This is a genomic window from Methylobacterium sp. WL12 (assembly GCF_008039475.1).
Classification (GTDB): domain Bacteria; phylum Pseudomonadota; class Alphaproteobacteria; order Rhizobiales; family Beijerinckiaceae; genus Methylobacterium; species Methylobacterium cerastii.
Genome location: NZ_VRUW01000008.1, coordinates 95637 through 108871, shown reverse-complemented (window position 1 = coordinate 108871; position 13235 = coordinate 95637). Strand labels below are relative to the sequence as shown.

Sequence of the window (13235 nt, the reverse complement as noted above, 5' to 3'; positions counted from 1 at the left end):
GACACGCGCGCGCAGATCGACGGATAGAGCTGATGCCATGCGGCTCTCCTGCAAAAGCCGCCAAGAGAATCACATCACGCTCCGAGTGGTAAACCCTATTGATTCAGCCTGATCGGATGCCGCTCTAGCGAGAGCCCCTTTGTCCGACGTCGATCCGCTTACCCAAATCGAGCAAGCCGTCCTTACCCCGAGGCCGAGGCGTTCCGAGCCTCGGTGTCCCGCGAGCTGTTGGCGACCCGCCGCAAGCTGAGGGTCTCGGGCACCGACCTCATCGCGCGGCACGATGCGGCGGCAGGGCGCGAGGCCGCCGACGTCGCCCGGGCGGGGCTCGCCGGCCAGCTCCTCCCGATCCTCGACGCCGCCATGCCCGAGGCCGTCGCCCGCGTCGAGGAACGCACCCCGTCCGTCGCGCGCTACGCCGTGGGGATGGCGTCGCCGAAGGTCCGGACCGCGCTCCGATCGGGCGACCTGGCGCGCTGGGATCTCGACCGGTTGTGCGCCGTCTCGGCCAGCCTCGGCCATCGCGTCGAGGCCATCCTCGTCCCCCAGGGAATGAGGGCGATCGTCGCCTTTGAGCCAGCCTGAAGGCGAAGGTATCGATGGCCCGACCTCGGGCTGACGTCGTGCCGAATTGTGTGCACAGGGTAAGGCACAAGGGCATTCGCGTTATTAATCGCCGCCCCCGTGAGATTTCGCGTCACGCGTGATGCTCTTTCATGCATGCGGCCATGGCACGATGTCGTCATGCAGACCTCAATCCCCACCCCCGAACCTAAATCCCCCCGCCGTTGCACCGGCGCGGCCCGTATCTCCAGGCGCCGGCGCCTTGGTGCCGACCGCCAACGCGAGCTACGCGAGCGCCGTCGGACCGCCGGCGTGCCGGAGCCGGAGGCCCTCGACAAGGCGATCGTCGACGCGATGCGCGTGTTCCTCCTGCGCCATGACGACAGCCTCCTCCGGCCGATCGATCCGATGTCGATCCTCGTCCTTGCCACGCAATATCTCCAGGCCAAGGCGCGCAGGTCGGCGGCTCCGGACGGTGCTGTCCCCTACGACGGGAAGGCCGTCTCCGAGGCGATGCGGCTCCGTCTCCTTGTCCCGCCCGCTCCGGAGAGGGGGAACGCGTCACACCGTGACGCGGCCGCCGTTTGACTTCGACGTTTCACTGGAATGAAGTAACGGGGGAACGTCGAAAGGCATCTAGAAAGCTTAGATGCGTTTGGTGGCCTTAACTGAAGCCCAGGGATAATGCTGGTTAAGGGGCGAGGGATTCTTGACGGCCGCCCCAGCCCAGGTGCCTTCTGGACGGGAGAGATCGCCCCGCCTGGAGAGAGCCCCCATGTCCCACGCCGCCCACCTCACCGGAGACGTCTCGGGCCGGGGTCTGCAGATGGCCGGCCTCATCGTCGGCGCCGCACGGGGCCATGCCGCCCGTCGCGACCTCCGTCGGCTGAACGACCTGTCCGCCGCCGAGGCCCTCGCCGACGAGGTCCACCGCCTCCGCCGGCTCGTCGCCCACGCGCAGGCCGAGGCCGCCCAAGCCCGCCGGGACAGCGTCGCCCTGGGGCTGGAGCTCGCCGCCGCGAACCAGCGTGCCGACAAGGCCGAGGGTGCGCTCGCACGGTTCGCCAGCGTGGTCCGCCAGCGCCTCGCGCGGGCATGAAAAAGCCCGCCGGGGGGACCGGCGGGCTGGACGTCGTCGCGGCGTTGAGACCCTAGCGGTAGGCTAGGGTCTCTGGGTCGACGCCGCACATCTCCAACATCTGCTCCAGCGTCAGCTCGTCGGCCGGCTCGATCCGCGCGGGCTCGATGGGCGCCGGCTCCGGGGCTCTCGTGCGGATCGGACGGGCCCGGATGTCCTCCGCGGTGCAAGCCCCTAGCGTGCTCGCCAGATGGCCGGCCGCCCCGGCGAGCAGGTGCCGCTCGATGCTGGATGTCTGAACGCCGCTCGTCAGCGTCTTCAGCTGCGCGGCGTCCATCCGATCGAGCCAGCTCGCGACGAGCGGCGGCAGCGGCGCGAGCTCGGGGGCTCCCGGCGCCGGGGCCCACCGCCTCGCCATCGCGTGCCTCCGGACCAGTTCCCCCAGCGGGGCCGGCTCGTCGTCCGCGACGGCCTGATCGATGATGCCGTCGTCCGCCGCCAGGGTCTCCCGCGCCACGTCCCTCGCGTCGCGCGGCGGGACGATCCCGGCCCAGCGCAGCGGCCAGAGCAGGAGCGCCACGAGCAGCAGAGCCATCTCGTAGAACGCCTCCAGCATCGCGCGGAGCGCCGTCAGCGCAGCCTCCGTCATCGACACCGGCGTCGTCGTCGTGGTCTCGTCCATGGTCCGCTCTCCCTTTATGTGTCCCGCCATCAGGATCCCGCACCGGCCAGAAAGGGACCAGCGTCATCGACCGGGCGACGGGCCTTCCTCCGGATGGGGGCCGACCCGAAGCACGCGATCGCCATCTCGTCGGTCAGCTGCCCGCGGTGCCCATGCAGGAGCTCCAGGGCGTGGGCGGCCTCGGCCTGGTCCAGGGCGGCCTTGTCCGAAAGCGTGTGCCCCGCCCAACACGTCGCCATCGACCAGCCTTGCCCGTTCCGCTCGGCCGCCCAGTCCGCATCGAGGGCGCTGATGTAGCGGGTCGCCTGGTGGGCGGCGACGCGCACGTCCGGGCATGCGGCCCGGGCGAACCACGCAGCCTTCGTGGGCTTGGCGAGCCGGGCCTCGGCCCGATCCGCGTTCGCCTTCGCGGACCGGACGTAGCGACCCGCCTGGTCGACGGCCGATGCGCCCCAATCCGGCTGGGCCAGGATCTCCCGGGCCTCGCGTAGGCTGCGCCCGAGCTTCCATGGATGGTCGCGCAGCAGGCGGCCGAGTTCGGCGCGAATCGGCGCCGCCTGCTCGGCGTGGTCGGCGAGCTCCCGCATCCACCGGGCCCACTCCGTCTGCGCCTTCGCGACGCGTGCCGCCTCGGCCACGGCGAAGGCGCCGTCGACGATCGCCTGCAGGGCCACCGCGTCGATCGACGCTGCGTCGGCGATCTCCCACCAGCAGATCTGCACGAATCCGCCGTCCAGCTTCGATGTCCACGTGAAGCCCGCGGCCTCCAGGGCGCCGCGGTTGGCCTTCCACGCGTCGGAGAACGCCAGCGGGGAGGAGAGCGGGTCCGGGCCGGTGAACAGGCGCAGGTCGTGGCCGTAGCGGCGGTGGATGCCGCGGTCGGTCCAGACGATGCCGAAATCGATGGGGGGCACGGGCGGCCTTTCGTGATGTTGGATTGTCCACAGGTTACCACCGCGCCGATTCGCTAATGCGCGGATGCGACATCAAGAAGCACCGCTCATTTCGAGGCTGAAAATCTACGCATACCTGGTGGCGCCTGTGGAAAACCGCCGTTGCGCGTTTCTCCCAGGAAAACCTTTGGCAAACTCGTTACCTCCTCCAATTGAACCACGTTCAACGGTGTCAATCGGATGCCGTTAACCGAGCACCCTCGCGGGTCTTGACAAGAATTTACCCGAAAAACGCTCATCCGCGCACCTAGCGTTGCTGGCACCGTTGCATCAGTTTGTGCCCTGTCACGGGGAGAACGAAGATGTTGACGACGGAGCAGGTTCGACAGCGCCTCCGGGAGCGCATGGATCAGGTGGGCGGTGCCACTGCATGGGGGCGCAGGCACGGCGTGTCGCCCACGTATCTCGGAGACGTCGTTCATGGCCGGCGGGAGCCGGGGGCGGCGGTCCTCCGCCCCCTCGGCCTCGTGCGCCTGGAGCACGCCTACGACGAGGCCGAGGGGGCGGAGGTGCGGTCGTGAGCGGGATGATCGAACGCCTCGCCGCTCCGACGGCCACCCTGCCGACCGGCCCCGCCAGGTGGTCGCCCGCGGCTGTCGAGCGCGCCATGGCGCTGTGGGCGACGGCTCCCTCGGCGGCCGACGTCGCGATGGCAGTCAACACCGAGTTCGGGACGGCGTTCTCGCGCCGCGCCATCATTTCCCGGATGCACCGCGCCGGCCTCTCGCACGCGGGCCCGCGGCTCCCGGTGATGCTGCCGAAGGGCACGAAGGGAAAGCCCAAGGCCAAGCGCGACCCCGCCACCGTCGTGAAGCCCAAGCCGGCGCCGAAGCCCGCCGCGGTTCTCGTCGCCCGCCCGGCCCCGCGGCCGTCCGAGCTACCCGAATCCCGGCGCGTGGCGATCACGGAGATCGGGGCGAGCGCCTGCCGCTACATCGCCTGGGACCCCCGGGTCGACAGCTCGTGCTGCGGGCACGCGGTCGAGCAGGGGTCGGCTTGGTGCCCGGGGCACGCGAGGATCTGCACGACCGTCTCCCGACCGCGCGTCTCGTCCGGATTCGCGTTGTTCCGGAGGGCGGCGTGATGCTCGATTTCACGTATCCGTACTCCATCCTGAACGCAGCCGAATCGGCCGTTGAGCACCTCAGCGATCCCCGCACCCAGGCGTGGATCGTGCGGCGGATGCCCGGCGCCGGTGTCCGCGTCGGGCCGCTCACGATCCTCCCGTACCCCTGGGCGGATATGTCGACCGATCCCGATTTCACGTCGCTCCGCCTCCCGCGTGCCTTTCACAGGACCGATGCATCGCCGATCCTTGTCGATGCCGTGAAGCGCGCCCGCGCAAGCCAGGCCGCCGTACTCGCGGGTCATCGGCGCGGCGAGAGCGTCGTCGGTGCGATGGAGACGCACTACCCAGTCGCGTGCGGACAGGTCTTCGACTGGCTAGCGTCGCTGGAGGATTCCGATCCCCGCATGCTCGCCAAGCTCCCGCGTGTGACGTGGGACCAAGCCGTCGTGCATGCCGGGCGCTGGCACGAACGCCTTGCCGCGATGCGGGAGGACGGCATCGCCGGCGACCGCGGGACGGCCAACTACCTCCCGGTCTCCCGTATCGAAGGCTGGTACTGGACGCAGCTTGTGACGAAGGGGGCCCTCGATCGCGAGGGCGTCGTCATGGGCCACTGCGTCGGCTCCCGAGCTTACGATCGCCACGCCTGGACCGGAGAGCACCAGGGCCCGGCGACCGGGATCTGGTCCCTCCGCGATGCCGACGGCCGGTCGAAGGTCACCGTCGAGGTGGCATCCAACGGATTCTGCCAAGTCCATGGCCCGGAGAACGAGCGCCCGGAACCCGAGACCGCGCCGGCCTTCGAGACGCTCGTCGGCTTCTTCGCCCCGCCCGGTCACCCGTTCCGGCTGCCGCGCTGGCTTTACCGGGCCGAGGACGGGCAGACGAGCCTCGCGGCCAAGCGTGTGAGACCCGATGGCTTGGCATCTGAGTACACGATCGGCCCCGGGACGGTGTTCTACCGCCGCCCCGTCCGGGCCGGCTCCCATAGTCAGGACGGTGTCGGACAAGGGGGCGATAGCTGGGTCGACCTCGATCTCTCCCTCGGCGCGATGGAGCGCCCGATCGGGCAGATCGTCACCGAGCTGACCGAGACGGTTGAAGTCACCTTCCGGCATTTCGCCCCCATCGTGGAGGCCCTCGGGGTCATGTTCGGGGAGGCCGTCACCGAACTGGTCCGCGGTATCGAGCGCGACCCGCAGCCGGCCTCCATCGTCGAGACGCTGCCGGCGGTGGAGTTCAGGCGGAGTAGCAACCGAGGCGGCGAGCCCTGGTACCGCCAGCATGAGCGCGCCCGCGCCGGGAGGCCCCGATGACGGAGGTCCTCGCCACGCTCCGCGGGCAGGCCCTACGCGACCAGCTCGTCCGCTCCCGCCTCGCCGTCCGGGACACCCTGGCGGATCACCCCTCGATCGCCCTGCGCGATGCGATCGCGGCGGCGGATCGGGACGTCACCGCCGCGATGCTGACCGCCATCGCGATCTACGAATCCCTCGTCGCGGCTGCCTCGGCGCCGGAGCCGGCCCCGCATGACGAGGGCACCGCCCGGAGCAAGCCACGCCCGGGGCTGCCCCCGCCGCGGCGGATCCCATCGGCCCGTCCCGTCACCCCAACCTGAAGGAGAGACCCTCATGATCCAGCAGTCCACCGATACGGCCGTCCCCGCCCTGATGACGGGCCTCATCGACCACGACGACCCCCAGGCCCTGGTCGAGGCCCACGCCGCCGCGGTCGCGTCCGGGCAGGGGGCCCTCGCCGAGCAGGTGTGCCGCTTCGCTGCCGTCCTCGGGCAGGAGATGCGCGCGACGACGGCCAGGGTCGGCCACGACCTCACGCGCTGCCACGAGCACCGCTACGACGAGCTTTGGGCCGAGGACGAAGCGGCGGAGGCCAAGCTGCGGATCCTCGTGGCGGTCCCCGCCTTCAAGGAGGCGATCGAGGCGATGTCCGACGAGGATGTAGACGCGATCTGGTGCCAGTACGGCCCGTTCGATGACGGGGACGACGACTGATGCGCCGCTACATCGAAGACCTCGACCGCAACCGCGATGACGACGACACGCCCGAGCCCGCGTTCCAGTGCCCGTGCTGCAACGAGGTGCTGGACTACGACGAGGGCGTCGTCCTGGAGCAGCGCCCTGACGTCGTCGTCTGCCTGAACTGCCTGTGCGGATGACCGCCCGCGGCCGCCTCCGCGCCGCCGTCGCGGCGATCCCGCTGCGGACGGATCCCGGCGCGGTCCGGGACGGCGCGATCGTCCGGGACCGCACCGGCCCCGGCCAGGCGCCTCGCACCTACCTCGTCCGCGTCCACGACGGCGAGGCATTCTTCGTCCCCTTCGTCCCCGAGCTCCGGAAGGATCCCCGCCGATGACCACACCGCACCCTCACCACCTCGGCCTGAAGGACGGGCAGGCGTTCCGCATCGGCCCATCCGCCTTCAGGGGCTACGCCCGCGTCGATGGAGACGACCGCCTAGTCGACGACATCCGACGCATCGTCACCGAGGGCGGCGGGCTCGGTCCCAGCGGGGAGAAGGCCTTGGCGATCCTGAAGGAGGCCGGGGCTGAGGTGCCGTCGTGGCCGGCGCCGGGCGACCCGCTCGACGATCTCGCGAAGGCCGTCGTCGAGCTCCGTCGCGCGATCGTCGAGCTCCGCGACGATCATCCGCTGGCGCCGGGCGAGAGGCCGGGCAGGGCATACGTCTCGCCGCGAGCGTGGGGATTCCGGCACGCCGGCCTCTGCGGCTGGGCGAGCCGCATGGGCATGGTCGACGACCCGAAGTACAGCGCCTCCCCGCTGCTCGCCGAGGCGATCGCGTTGCGCGCCGAGCTCCAGAGCCTCGCCGACGAGACCCGCCCGAAGACGGACTACTACAGGGGCGATCGGTGAACGGTCCGCCCATCGACTATCCCGCGGACACGGCGGCCGAAGCCATCGCGGGCGCCGTCGTTGCCCGGCTGCACCTGATCGGTCTCGTCTCCTGCGTAGGCCACGCCGGGCTCGCTGAGCGCGTCCGCGAAGTCGCCCGGCGTGGCGTCGAGGCCCACGCCCGATACGGGACGCCGCTGCCGACGAGGGCCGACCTGGAGGCGGCCGCACACCCGACCCCTGACGATCTCCGCGACTGGGAATACCGGCGCGCGATGCAGGCGTGGCAGCGGGCGCTGGCCCATGCCGCGTTGAAGGCGGGCATCGACGTCGGTCCGCAGCCCGACTACGGCACGCCGTCGCCCCTTGCTGTGCTTAAAAGTGTGCACGCTCAAAATCCGCCTGTCGCCGCATAGGCTTGCCAGGGGGGGCCGTGTACCTCCCGCCCTTCGGTTTCTCGTTACTGATCCCGGTGCCGCCGTTACAGGCGGCCGTCACCAGCCGATCGACGCCCGCTCCCGGATCGTGAGCCCGAGCCTCGCCGGCGTCACCGCCCTCGCGGGACGGTCCGCCACGACGGCGTAGAGCGCCGCGCCGACGGGGGCGTCCTCGGGCCGGGCCGGCCGGAACGCCTCGCCGCCGCAGCGGCACAGGAAGTCCTCGCGCGCCAGGTCCTCGCCCCGTGCTGCGGCCGCCTCGATCCGGGCGCCGGCCACGGCCTCCGAGACGGCGACGCCGACGGTCCCGCATCGCCGGCACGTGACCGCCGCGGCCGGCAGGTCGCCGTCCGAGCACGTCACGACGCGTCCCCCTCGCGCGCCGCCGCCTCGGCGAGGCGCTCCAGGATCTGGGGCAGCGCGACGGGGGCGAGGTCCCAACAGTCCACGCCTACGTCCAGGCTCGTGGCGGTCGGCGCCAGCGCGCCGTGCGAGTGGCCGTACAGGTGAAGACACCCCTTGTGCTGCCGTGGCCACGATCGGTGCGCGTAGTGGGACAGCCACAGAGCGACCGGCTTCGCCATGCCGGGATCCTGCACGTGGATCTGGGCGACGTCGCGGACGGGGCCATCCCAAGGTAGGCGCTCGCCGACCTTGTCGTGGTTGCCCCGGATCAGGAGCTTCCGGCCGTTGAGGCGGCTGAACACCGCCTGCGCCTCGGCCAGCGACGCCTTGTACGCGAAATCCCCGAGGTGCCAGACAGTGTCGCCCCGGCCGACGACCGCGTTCCAGCTGGCGATCAGGTGCTCGTTCATCGCCTCGACGGAGGGGAACGAGCGCCTGCTGTGCATCCGCTCGGACATCATGCCGGCGTGGTGGAAGTGGGAATCGGCGGTGAACCAGGTGACGGGCATGAAGGCCTCCAGAACGGAGGCGCAGCGCGGCTCTCCGGGATCAGGTCGTCGGGGTCGGGGCGCGCAAGAATTTCACGGTCGGTCTCCTGATGGGCTCAACGTGCCAGCGGCCGGGCCGGCGGGCAAGCTGAGGCTGACGATGTAGTTGAGGTTTTCCTGGCCTCGACTTCGCGGCCCAGGTGGACAACTGGCGTTCCCGTTAACCGAGCGTACCATTGAGCGTTGCGGTCGCGAATCGATCGATTCAGAGTCCCTGGATGACGTACCAATTCTTCCTCGGTCCCTTCGACCTCAGCGCGGGCGCAGGCGCGCAGGCCGCCCGTGCCGAGCTCGACACCCTCCTGTCCTTGGAGGCCGCCGCGTGGGCTCCAGAGGTCCTCGACGCCTTCGGGTTCCCCGTCTTCTCCGTCGCTCAGCTGCGTGCCGCGACGCGTGCCGACCCGCCGCATCGATTGAAATCGATGTGCCCCGGGCACGCGATCCTCGTCACACGGCAGCATCTGATCGACTGGAAGAACTCATGGCTAGACCAAAGCAACCTGCCCGCCTCGTCTTCGACCGGAAGCGGAAAGTCTGGGCGATCGCAGACCACATCGACGGAGAGCGCTACAAGCGACGAACTCAGCACGGCCTTGCTGCTCGCGGGAAGGCTCAAGAGGAACTCGCCCTCCACATCGCGGAGCAAGCGCGGCTGAACCGCGAGCGCCTCATGGCGGCGCCGGATCACGACGATCCGTCGAATTCAAACCCTCGGCTCATCTCGGTTGCCGCCTGCCTCACGTTCTACGGCGCCCGGATGGAGGGCACCAAGAACGCGCAGCTGGTCGGCCAGCACATCGTCCACCTGCTCCGCATCCTGAAGGGCACGACCCTCGCCGGGATCCGGGGATCGGTGTGCCGCGAGTACGTCGCCCAGCGCACGGCCGAGACGTACACGAAGCCGGGGTGGAAAGTGTCCAAGAAGGTCCAGCCGGCGACGGCCCGGCGCGAGCTCGGGACCCTGTCTGCGGCGATCAACGCCTGGCACAGGGAATTCAACCTTTCGTCCGTCCCCGTCCTCGAACTGCCGGCGCAGGGCAAGGCCCACGCCGATTGGCTGACCGAGGTTGAGTTCGAGCGGCTACTCAAGGCCGCGCAGGGCTTCCGGTGGCTGTCCTCCGACGTCGCCACGCGCGAGCCGTACTGGGAACGCATCGAGGGCCTGCGCACGGAGCCCGGCACGCAGCTTGAGCGATTCCTTCAGATCGCGTTCTACTCGGGCACCCGTAGCGCGGCCGTCCTCGACCTGCGCTGGCGCAAGCACCGCACCGCCGGGTACGTCGACTTCCCGACGGTGACCCTGCACCGCGAAGGCCCCGAGGCGCCGGCGTCCCGCAAGAGGCAGCCCCCGTGTAGGATCCACGACCGCCTCCTGCCCCTCCTGAAGGAGTGGCGCGACGAGGACCTGGCGGCCGGCGTGTCCCGCGTCGTCCACCGGAACGGCGCGACCGTGAAGCGCGTGTCGAAGGGGTTCCGGATGGCGGCGATCCGGGCCTGCCTCGACCGGCGCGAGATCGACGGGACGTACCGGGTCTCGGACCTGGCGGCCGGCCTCGCTGCCGACCTGGCCGACGAGGAGGAGGGCTACATGCCCGAGGAGGACGAGGGCGACGCCGACGAGCTCGGGTGGCCCACCCCCCACGCGCTCAGGCACACGCGAGCCACGCTGATGCTCCGCGCCGGCGTCACGCCGGTCGAGGTGTCCGAGTACCTCGGGATGGGCCTCTCGATGGTTCTCAAAGTCTACGGGCACACGAGCTCGGCCTACCAGAAGGCTGCGGCGGCGGCCTAGTCGCCGACACGATCCGCCTGACGCCCGCCTCGGGGCCGGTGCCCGCCTTCGGGAGCGGAGACCACCGGCCTCGCACGGGCAGCAGGCTCAACAGAGAGGACCATCGACATGAACGCCACTGTCCGGATCGACGCCGCCGCGAAGGCCGACGCCCCCCCGGTCCCGAGGGACGGGCTCTACGAGTGCGGGGACTGCCTGGTGCCGATCAAGGACGACACCGTCCTGCCGTTCCTGTTCTACCGCCGCTCGGGCGGCGTGCTGACGCGCTTCTGGGAGGCCGAGCCCGAGACCTACGCGATGAGCGAGTTCCGCAAGGGCGCCGACGGGGAGGGGTGCTGGGTCGACACCCGCAACGTCACCATCGTCGAGGGTAGGACCGCACGCGAATTCCTGGATATCCAGGAGGACTAGCCGTGGCCCCGGAATGGCCCCGCAATTCGGAATTCGGGCTCGCATGGCGGGGAAGGGCGGTGCGCGGGATTGAACGGCGTTGCATGGGAATTGACGGGGCCGGCGTCCGCGCCTAGAGGATCGGAGGCGGGGTGAGAGCCTTGCCAAGGTTGGGGTCGAGGGTTCGAATCCCTTCGCCCGCTCCAATTTAATCCAACCACAACAGCCAGTTAGCAAAGCCGCCTTCGGGCGGTTTTTGCTGTCCGACGTCAGCACCTGTGGGACAGATTGAGGGTCTTCACGAACGGAGGATGGCTGGTTCATCGTAGCCCCTGAGGAGCGAAGATGAAGCAGACATCCGGACCGGCCAAGAAGCCGGCAGAAGCGGTGATCAAGGACATCCGCCGGGCCACACGTCGACAGTTCTCGTCCGAGGAGAAGATCCGTGTGGTGCTGGAAGGCTTGCGCGGCGAGGACAGCATCGCCGAGCTGTGCCGGCGCGAGGGGATCGCCGCCTCGATGTACTACGGCTGGTCCAAGGAGTTCCTAGAGGCGGGCAAGAAGCGCCTGTCTGGCGACACGGCGCGCGCGGCAACGACGGACGAGGTGCGGGATCTGCGCCGCGAGACGGGGGCGCTGAAGGAGGTCGTGGCTGATCTCGTGCTGGAGAACCGTCTGCTTAAAAAAAGCATGAGCGGGGCTGGGGGCGACGAGGCATGAGGTACCCGGCCCCCGAGAAGCTGGAGATCATCCGGCTCGTCGAGCAATCCCACCTGCCGGTGCGTGCCACCCTGGACAAGCTCGGCATCACCCGCTCGACGTTCTACCGGTGGTACGATGCCTACCAGCGCGGCGGCCCCGAGGCGTTGAAGGACCATCCTTCGCAGCCGAGCCGGGTCTGGAACCGTCTACCTGCAGAGATCCGCGAGCAGATCGTTGCCCTGGCTCTGGAGCAGCCTGAACTCAGCCCGCGTGAGCTGGCGGTGCGCTTCACAGACGAGCGTCGCTACTTCGTCTCGGAAGCGACCGTCTACCGGTTACTCAAATCGCAGGACCTGATCACAAGCCCAGCCTATATCGTCATCAAGGCCGCCGACGAGTTCCGCGATAAGACCACCGCGCCCAACCAGCTTTGGCAGACGGACTTCACCTACCTGAAGGTCGTTGGCTGGGGCTGGTACTACCTGTCGACGGTCCTGGACGACTTCTCACGCTACATCGTGGCGTGGAAGCTGTGCACGACGATGCAGGCCAGCGACGTCACCGCCACGCTCGACCTGGCGCTGGGGGCGGCTGGGCTCGATCAGGCGCGGGTGATGCCGCGGCCACGCCTGCTCTCCGACAACGGGCCGAGCTACGTCGCCAGCGACCTGGCTGACTGGCTCGGCATTCGGGGCATGACCCACACCCGCGGTGCGCCATGCCATCCGCAAACGCAGGGCAAGATCGAGCGTTGGCACCAGACGCTCAAGAACCGCATCCTGCTCGAACACGCCTACTTGCCCGGCGAACTCGAAGCGCGGGTGGCGGCCTTCGTCGAACACTACAACCATGCCCGAGCCCATGAGAGCCTGAGCAACCTCACGCCCGCCGACGTCTACTTCGGACGCGGCGAAGGGATCCTGGCCGAGCGGGAACGCATCAAGCGCCAGACCCTGATGGATCGCCGCTTGCGCCACCACGCGCAGGCTGCCTAACCTCTTACCCCAGATGGACCAGAGCCTCCGCTCCTGAACACCGCTGAATGTCCCAAATCATCTGACGACGGACACCAGCAATGAATAGCGCGCCGGCCGAGGGATGCGGGCCGATGCCGACGGCGAAGGTGCTCGCCGTGGCGTTCACGGTCGGAATCCTGTCGGGCTTCTTCGGGATCGGCGGAGGCTTCCTCATCGTGCCCGGCCTCGTCTTCGCGACGGGGATGCCGCTGATCAACGCGGTCGGCACCTCGCTTTTGGCGGTTGGCGCCTTCGGGCTGGCCACGGCGGCGAACTATGCGCTGTCCGGACTCGTGGACTGGATCGTGGCCGCCGAGTTCATCGCCGGGGGCCTCGCCGGTGGTTTCTTGGGAATGCGGCTGGCCGGCCGGCTGGCCGCGTACAAGGGGCTGCTCAACCGGATCTTCGCCGGGGTCATCTTCGTGGTGGCGGGATACATGCTCTATCGCAACGTCGGCGCCCTGACCCATCCGGCCTGATCGGTATCGGCATTTGCGCCCTGCCGCATGCTTGCGTCCCAACCTCTTCATACGCAATCGATGAAACGGTTCGGGAAACGAGACGAACGCCAGGTGGCCTGCCCCCCGGACATCGATCGCGAGGTCGGTGCTTTCGCACCCGCCCGCGCGCTCTGGATCGGCCCATACGGCTTCCGGTCGTCGTCCGGACGGCCTTCTCGCTGCGCTCGATGAGCCGTCATGTCGGTCCCGGGCACAAAAACCATATCGA

At 69.4% G+C, this 13235-nt stretch carries 19 protein-coding genes and 1 pseudogene; 16 read left to right on the top strand and 4 right to left on the bottom strand.

Going from position 1 to position 13235, the window contains the following annotated elements:
• Nucleotides 1-213 precede the first annotated feature (213 nt).
• The 3 genes from FV226_RS05620 to FV226_RS05610 all read left to right on the top strand — a co-directional run bounded on the left by FV226_RS05620 (nucleotide 214) and on the right by FV226_RS05610 (nucleotide 1663).
• Nucleotides 214-585 (top strand): hypothetical protein, encoded by a 372-nt coding sequence (locus FV226_RS05620; RefSeq protein WP_147762112.1) that lies wholly within the window; start codon nucleotides 214-216, stop codon nucleotides 583-585.
• A gap of 159 nt (nucleotides 586-744) precedes the next feature.
• The gene (locus FV226_RS05615; RefSeq protein ID WP_147762111.1) at nucleotides 745-1152 is read left to right on the top strand and encodes a hypothetical protein; all 408 of its coding nucleotides are present in this window, start codon (nucleotides 745-747) and stop codon (nucleotides 1150-1152) included.
• A gap of 187 nt (nucleotides 1153-1339) precedes the next feature.
• The gene (locus tag FV226_RS05610; RefSeq protein WP_147762110.1) at nucleotides 1340-1663 is read left to right on the top strand and encodes a hypothetical protein; all 324 of its coding nucleotides are present in this window, start codon (nucleotides 1340-1342) and stop codon (nucleotides 1661-1663) included.
• Nucleotides 1664-1715: 52 nt separating this feature from the next.
• Here FV226_RS05610 and FV226_RS05605 read toward each other — a convergent pair whose 3' ends face one another.
• Both FV226_RS05605 and FV226_RS05600 read right to left on the bottom strand, forming a co-directional pair.
• Complete coding sequence (locus FV226_RS05605) at nucleotides 1716-2324, bottom strand: hypothetical protein (RefSeq protein WP_147762109.1); 609 nt, start codon at nucleotides 2322-2324, stop codon at nucleotides 1716-1718.
• 29 nt (nucleotides 2325-2353) lie between these two features.
• Complete coding sequence (locus tag FV226_RS05600; protein WP_147762108.1) at nucleotides 2354-3238, bottom strand: hypothetical protein; 885 nt, start codon at nucleotides 3236-3238, stop codon at nucleotides 2354-2356.
• Between the two features lie 565 nt (nucleotides 3239-3803).
• On the opposite strand from FV226_RS05600, the gene FV226_RS05595 reads away from it, so the two are divergent.
• From FV226_RS05595 to FV226_RS05565, 8 genes are read left to right on the top strand one after another with little or no spacing between them, the layout of a single operon-like run.
• Entirely contained in the window at nucleotides 3804-4361 is a 558-nt protein-coding gene (locus FV226_RS05595) for a GcrA family cell cycle regulator (protein WP_246691506.1), read from the top strand.
• Nucleotides 4361-5662, top strand: a complete 1302-nt coding sequence (locus FV226_RS05590; protein ID WP_147762106.1) for a PcfJ domain-containing protein — start codon at nucleotides 4361-4363, stop codon at nucleotides 5660-5662. The genes FV226_RS05595 and FV226_RS05590 overlap by 1 nt, the downstream gene beginning before the upstream one ends.
• Entirely contained in the window at nucleotides 5659-5964 is a 306-nt protein-coding gene (locus tag FV226_RS05585) for a hypothetical protein (protein ID WP_147762105.1), read from the top strand. The genes FV226_RS05590 and FV226_RS05585 overlap by 4 nt, the downstream gene beginning before the upstream one ends.
• A 13-nt stretch (nucleotides 5965-5977) precedes the next feature.
• Nucleotides 5978-6358 (top strand): hypothetical protein, encoded by a 381-nt coding sequence (locus FV226_RS05580; RefSeq protein WP_147762104.1) that lies wholly within the window; start codon nucleotides 5978-5980, stop codon nucleotides 6356-6358.
• On the top strand, nucleotides 6358-6522 hold the full coding sequence (locus FV226_RS27880; RefSeq protein WP_187278707.1) for a hypothetical protein: 165 nt from the start codon (nucleotides 6358-6360) through the stop codon (nucleotides 6520-6522). The genes FV226_RS05580 and FV226_RS27880 overlap by 1 nt, the downstream gene beginning before the upstream one ends.
• The gene (locus FV226_RS05575) at nucleotides 6519-6719 is read left to right on the top strand and encodes a hypothetical protein (protein ID WP_147762103.1); all 201 of its coding nucleotides are present in this window, start codon (nucleotides 6519-6521) and stop codon (nucleotides 6717-6719) included. Before FV226_RS27880 ends, FV226_RS05575 begins: the two co-directional genes overlap by 4 nt.
• Nucleotides 6716-7237 carry a hypothetical protein gene (locus FV226_RS05570; protein ID WP_147762102.1) on the top strand — a complete coding sequence of 174 codons (522 nt, stop codon included), beginning with the start codon at nucleotides 6716-6718 and terminating at the stop codon, nucleotides 7235-7237. The genes FV226_RS05575 and FV226_RS05570 overlap by 4 nt, the downstream gene beginning before the upstream one ends.
• Nucleotides 7234-7632, top strand: coding sequence for a hypothetical protein (locus FV226_RS05565; RefSeq protein WP_147762101.1), 399 nt, complete (start codon nucleotides 7234-7236; stop codon nucleotides 7630-7632). Before FV226_RS05570 ends, FV226_RS05565 begins: the two co-directional genes overlap by 4 nt.
• Before the next feature lie 78 nt (nucleotides 7633-7710).
• Here FV226_RS05565 and FV226_RS05560 read toward each other — a convergent pair whose 3' ends face one another.
• Both FV226_RS05560 and FV226_RS05555 read right to left on the bottom strand, forming a co-directional pair.
• Nucleotides 7711-8016 (bottom strand): hypothetical protein, encoded by a 306-nt coding sequence (locus FV226_RS05560; protein ID WP_147762100.1) that lies wholly within the window; start codon nucleotides 8014-8016, stop codon nucleotides 7711-7713.
• A complete protein-coding gene (locus tag FV226_RS05555) occupies nucleotides 8013-8567 on the bottom strand; it encodes a metallophosphoesterase (protein WP_147762099.1) in 555 nt (184 codons plus the stop codon). The genes FV226_RS05560 and FV226_RS05555 overlap by 4 nt, the downstream gene beginning before the upstream one ends.
• A gap of 257 nt (nucleotides 8568-8824) precedes the next feature.
• On the opposite strand from FV226_RS05555, the gene FV226_RS28475 reads away from it, so the two are divergent.
• From FV226_RS28475 to FV226_RS05535, 5 genes and pseudogenes are all read left to right on the top strand, one after another.
• On the top strand, nucleotides 8825-9262 hold the full coding sequence (locus tag FV226_RS28475) for a hypothetical protein (protein ID WP_246691503.1): 438 nt from the start codon (nucleotides 8825-8827) through the stop codon (nucleotides 9260-9262).
• 14 nt (nucleotides 9263-9276) lie between these two features.
• Nucleotides 9277-10398 (top strand): integrase, encoded by a 1122-nt coding sequence (locus FV226_RS05550; RefSeq protein ID WP_246691502.1) that lies wholly within the window; start codon nucleotides 9277-9279, stop codon nucleotides 10396-10398.
• Nucleotides 10399-10506: 108 nt separating this feature from the next.
• Complete coding sequence (locus tag FV226_RS05545) at nucleotides 10507-10809, top strand: hypothetical protein (RefSeq protein ID WP_147762097.1); 303 nt, start codon at nucleotides 10507-10509, stop codon at nucleotides 10807-10809.
• A gap of 324 nt (nucleotides 10810-11133) precedes the next feature.
• Nucleotides 11134-12485, top strand: a protein-coding gene (locus FV226_RS05540) for an IS3 family transposase (protein WP_147753291.1) whose coding sequence is annotated in 2 segments (ribosomal slippage) — nucleotides 11134-11470 and nucleotides 11470-12485 — 1353 coding nt in all. Because the reading frame shifts where the segments join, the coding sequence is not laid out codon by codon here.
• Nucleotides 12486-12586: 101 nt separating this feature from the next.
• A pseudogene (locus FV226_RS05535) lies at nucleotides 12587-12985 on the top strand (TSUP family transporter); the annotation flags it as partial.
• Between the last annotated feature and the right edge of the window lie 250 nt (nucleotides 12986-13235).

Bases quoted from the DNA above. Each gene is read 5' to 3' on its own strand.
- FV226_RS28475 (WP_246691503.1), top strand. From the start codon at position 8,825: ATGACGTACCAATTCTTCCTCGGTCCCTTCGACCTCAGCGCGGGCGCA.
- FV226_RS05550 (WP_246691502.1), top strand. From the start codon at position 9,277: ATGGCGGCGCCGGATCACGACGATCCGTCGAATTCAAACCCTCGGCTC.
- FV226_RS05590 (WP_147762106.1), top strand. From the start codon at position 4,361: ATGCTCGATTTCACGTATCCGTACTCCATCCTGAACGCAGCCGAATCG.
- FV226_RS05615 (WP_147762111.1), top strand. From the start codon at position 745: ATGCAGACCTCAATCCCCACCCCCGAACCTAAATCCCCCCGCCGTTGC.
- FV226_RS05570 (WP_147762102.1), top strand. From the start codon at position 6,716: ATGACCACACCGCACCCTCACCACCTCGGCCTGAAGGACGGGCAGGCG.
- FV226_RS05555 (WP_147762099.1), bottom strand. From the start codon at position 8,567: ATGCCCGTCACCTGGTTCACCGCCGATTCCCACTTCCACCACGCCGGC.
- FV226_RS05610 (WP_147762110.1), top strand. From the start codon at position 1,340: ATGTCCCACGCCGCCCACCTCACCGGAGACGTCTCGGGCCGGGGTCTG.
- FV226_RS05595 (WP_246691506.1), top strand. From the start codon at position 3,804: ATGATCGAACGCCTCGCCGCTCCGACGGCCACCCTGCCGACCGGCCCC.
- FV226_RS05580 (WP_147762104.1), top strand. From the start codon at position 5,978: ATGATCCAGCAGTCCACCGATACGGCCGTCCCCGCCCTGATGACGGGC.
- FV226_RS27880 (WP_187278707.1), top strand. From the start codon at position 6,358: ATGCGCCGCTACATCGAAGACCTCGACCGCAACCGCGATGACGACGAC.
- FV226_RS05545 (WP_147762097.1), top strand. From the start codon at position 10,507: ATGAACGCCACTGTCCGGATCGACGCCGCCGCGAAGGCCGACGCCCCC.
- FV226_RS05585 (WP_147762105.1), top strand. From the start codon at position 5,659: ATGACGGAGGTCCTCGCCACGCTCCGCGGGCAGGCCCTACGCGACCAG.
- FV226_RS05575 (WP_147762103.1), top strand. From the start codon at position 6,519: ATGACCGCCCGCGGCCGCCTCCGCGCCGCCGTCGCGGCGATCCCGCTG.
- FV226_RS05605 (WP_147762109.1), bottom strand. From the start codon at position 2,324: ATGGACGAGACCACGACGACGACGCCGGTGTCGATGACGGAGGCTGCG.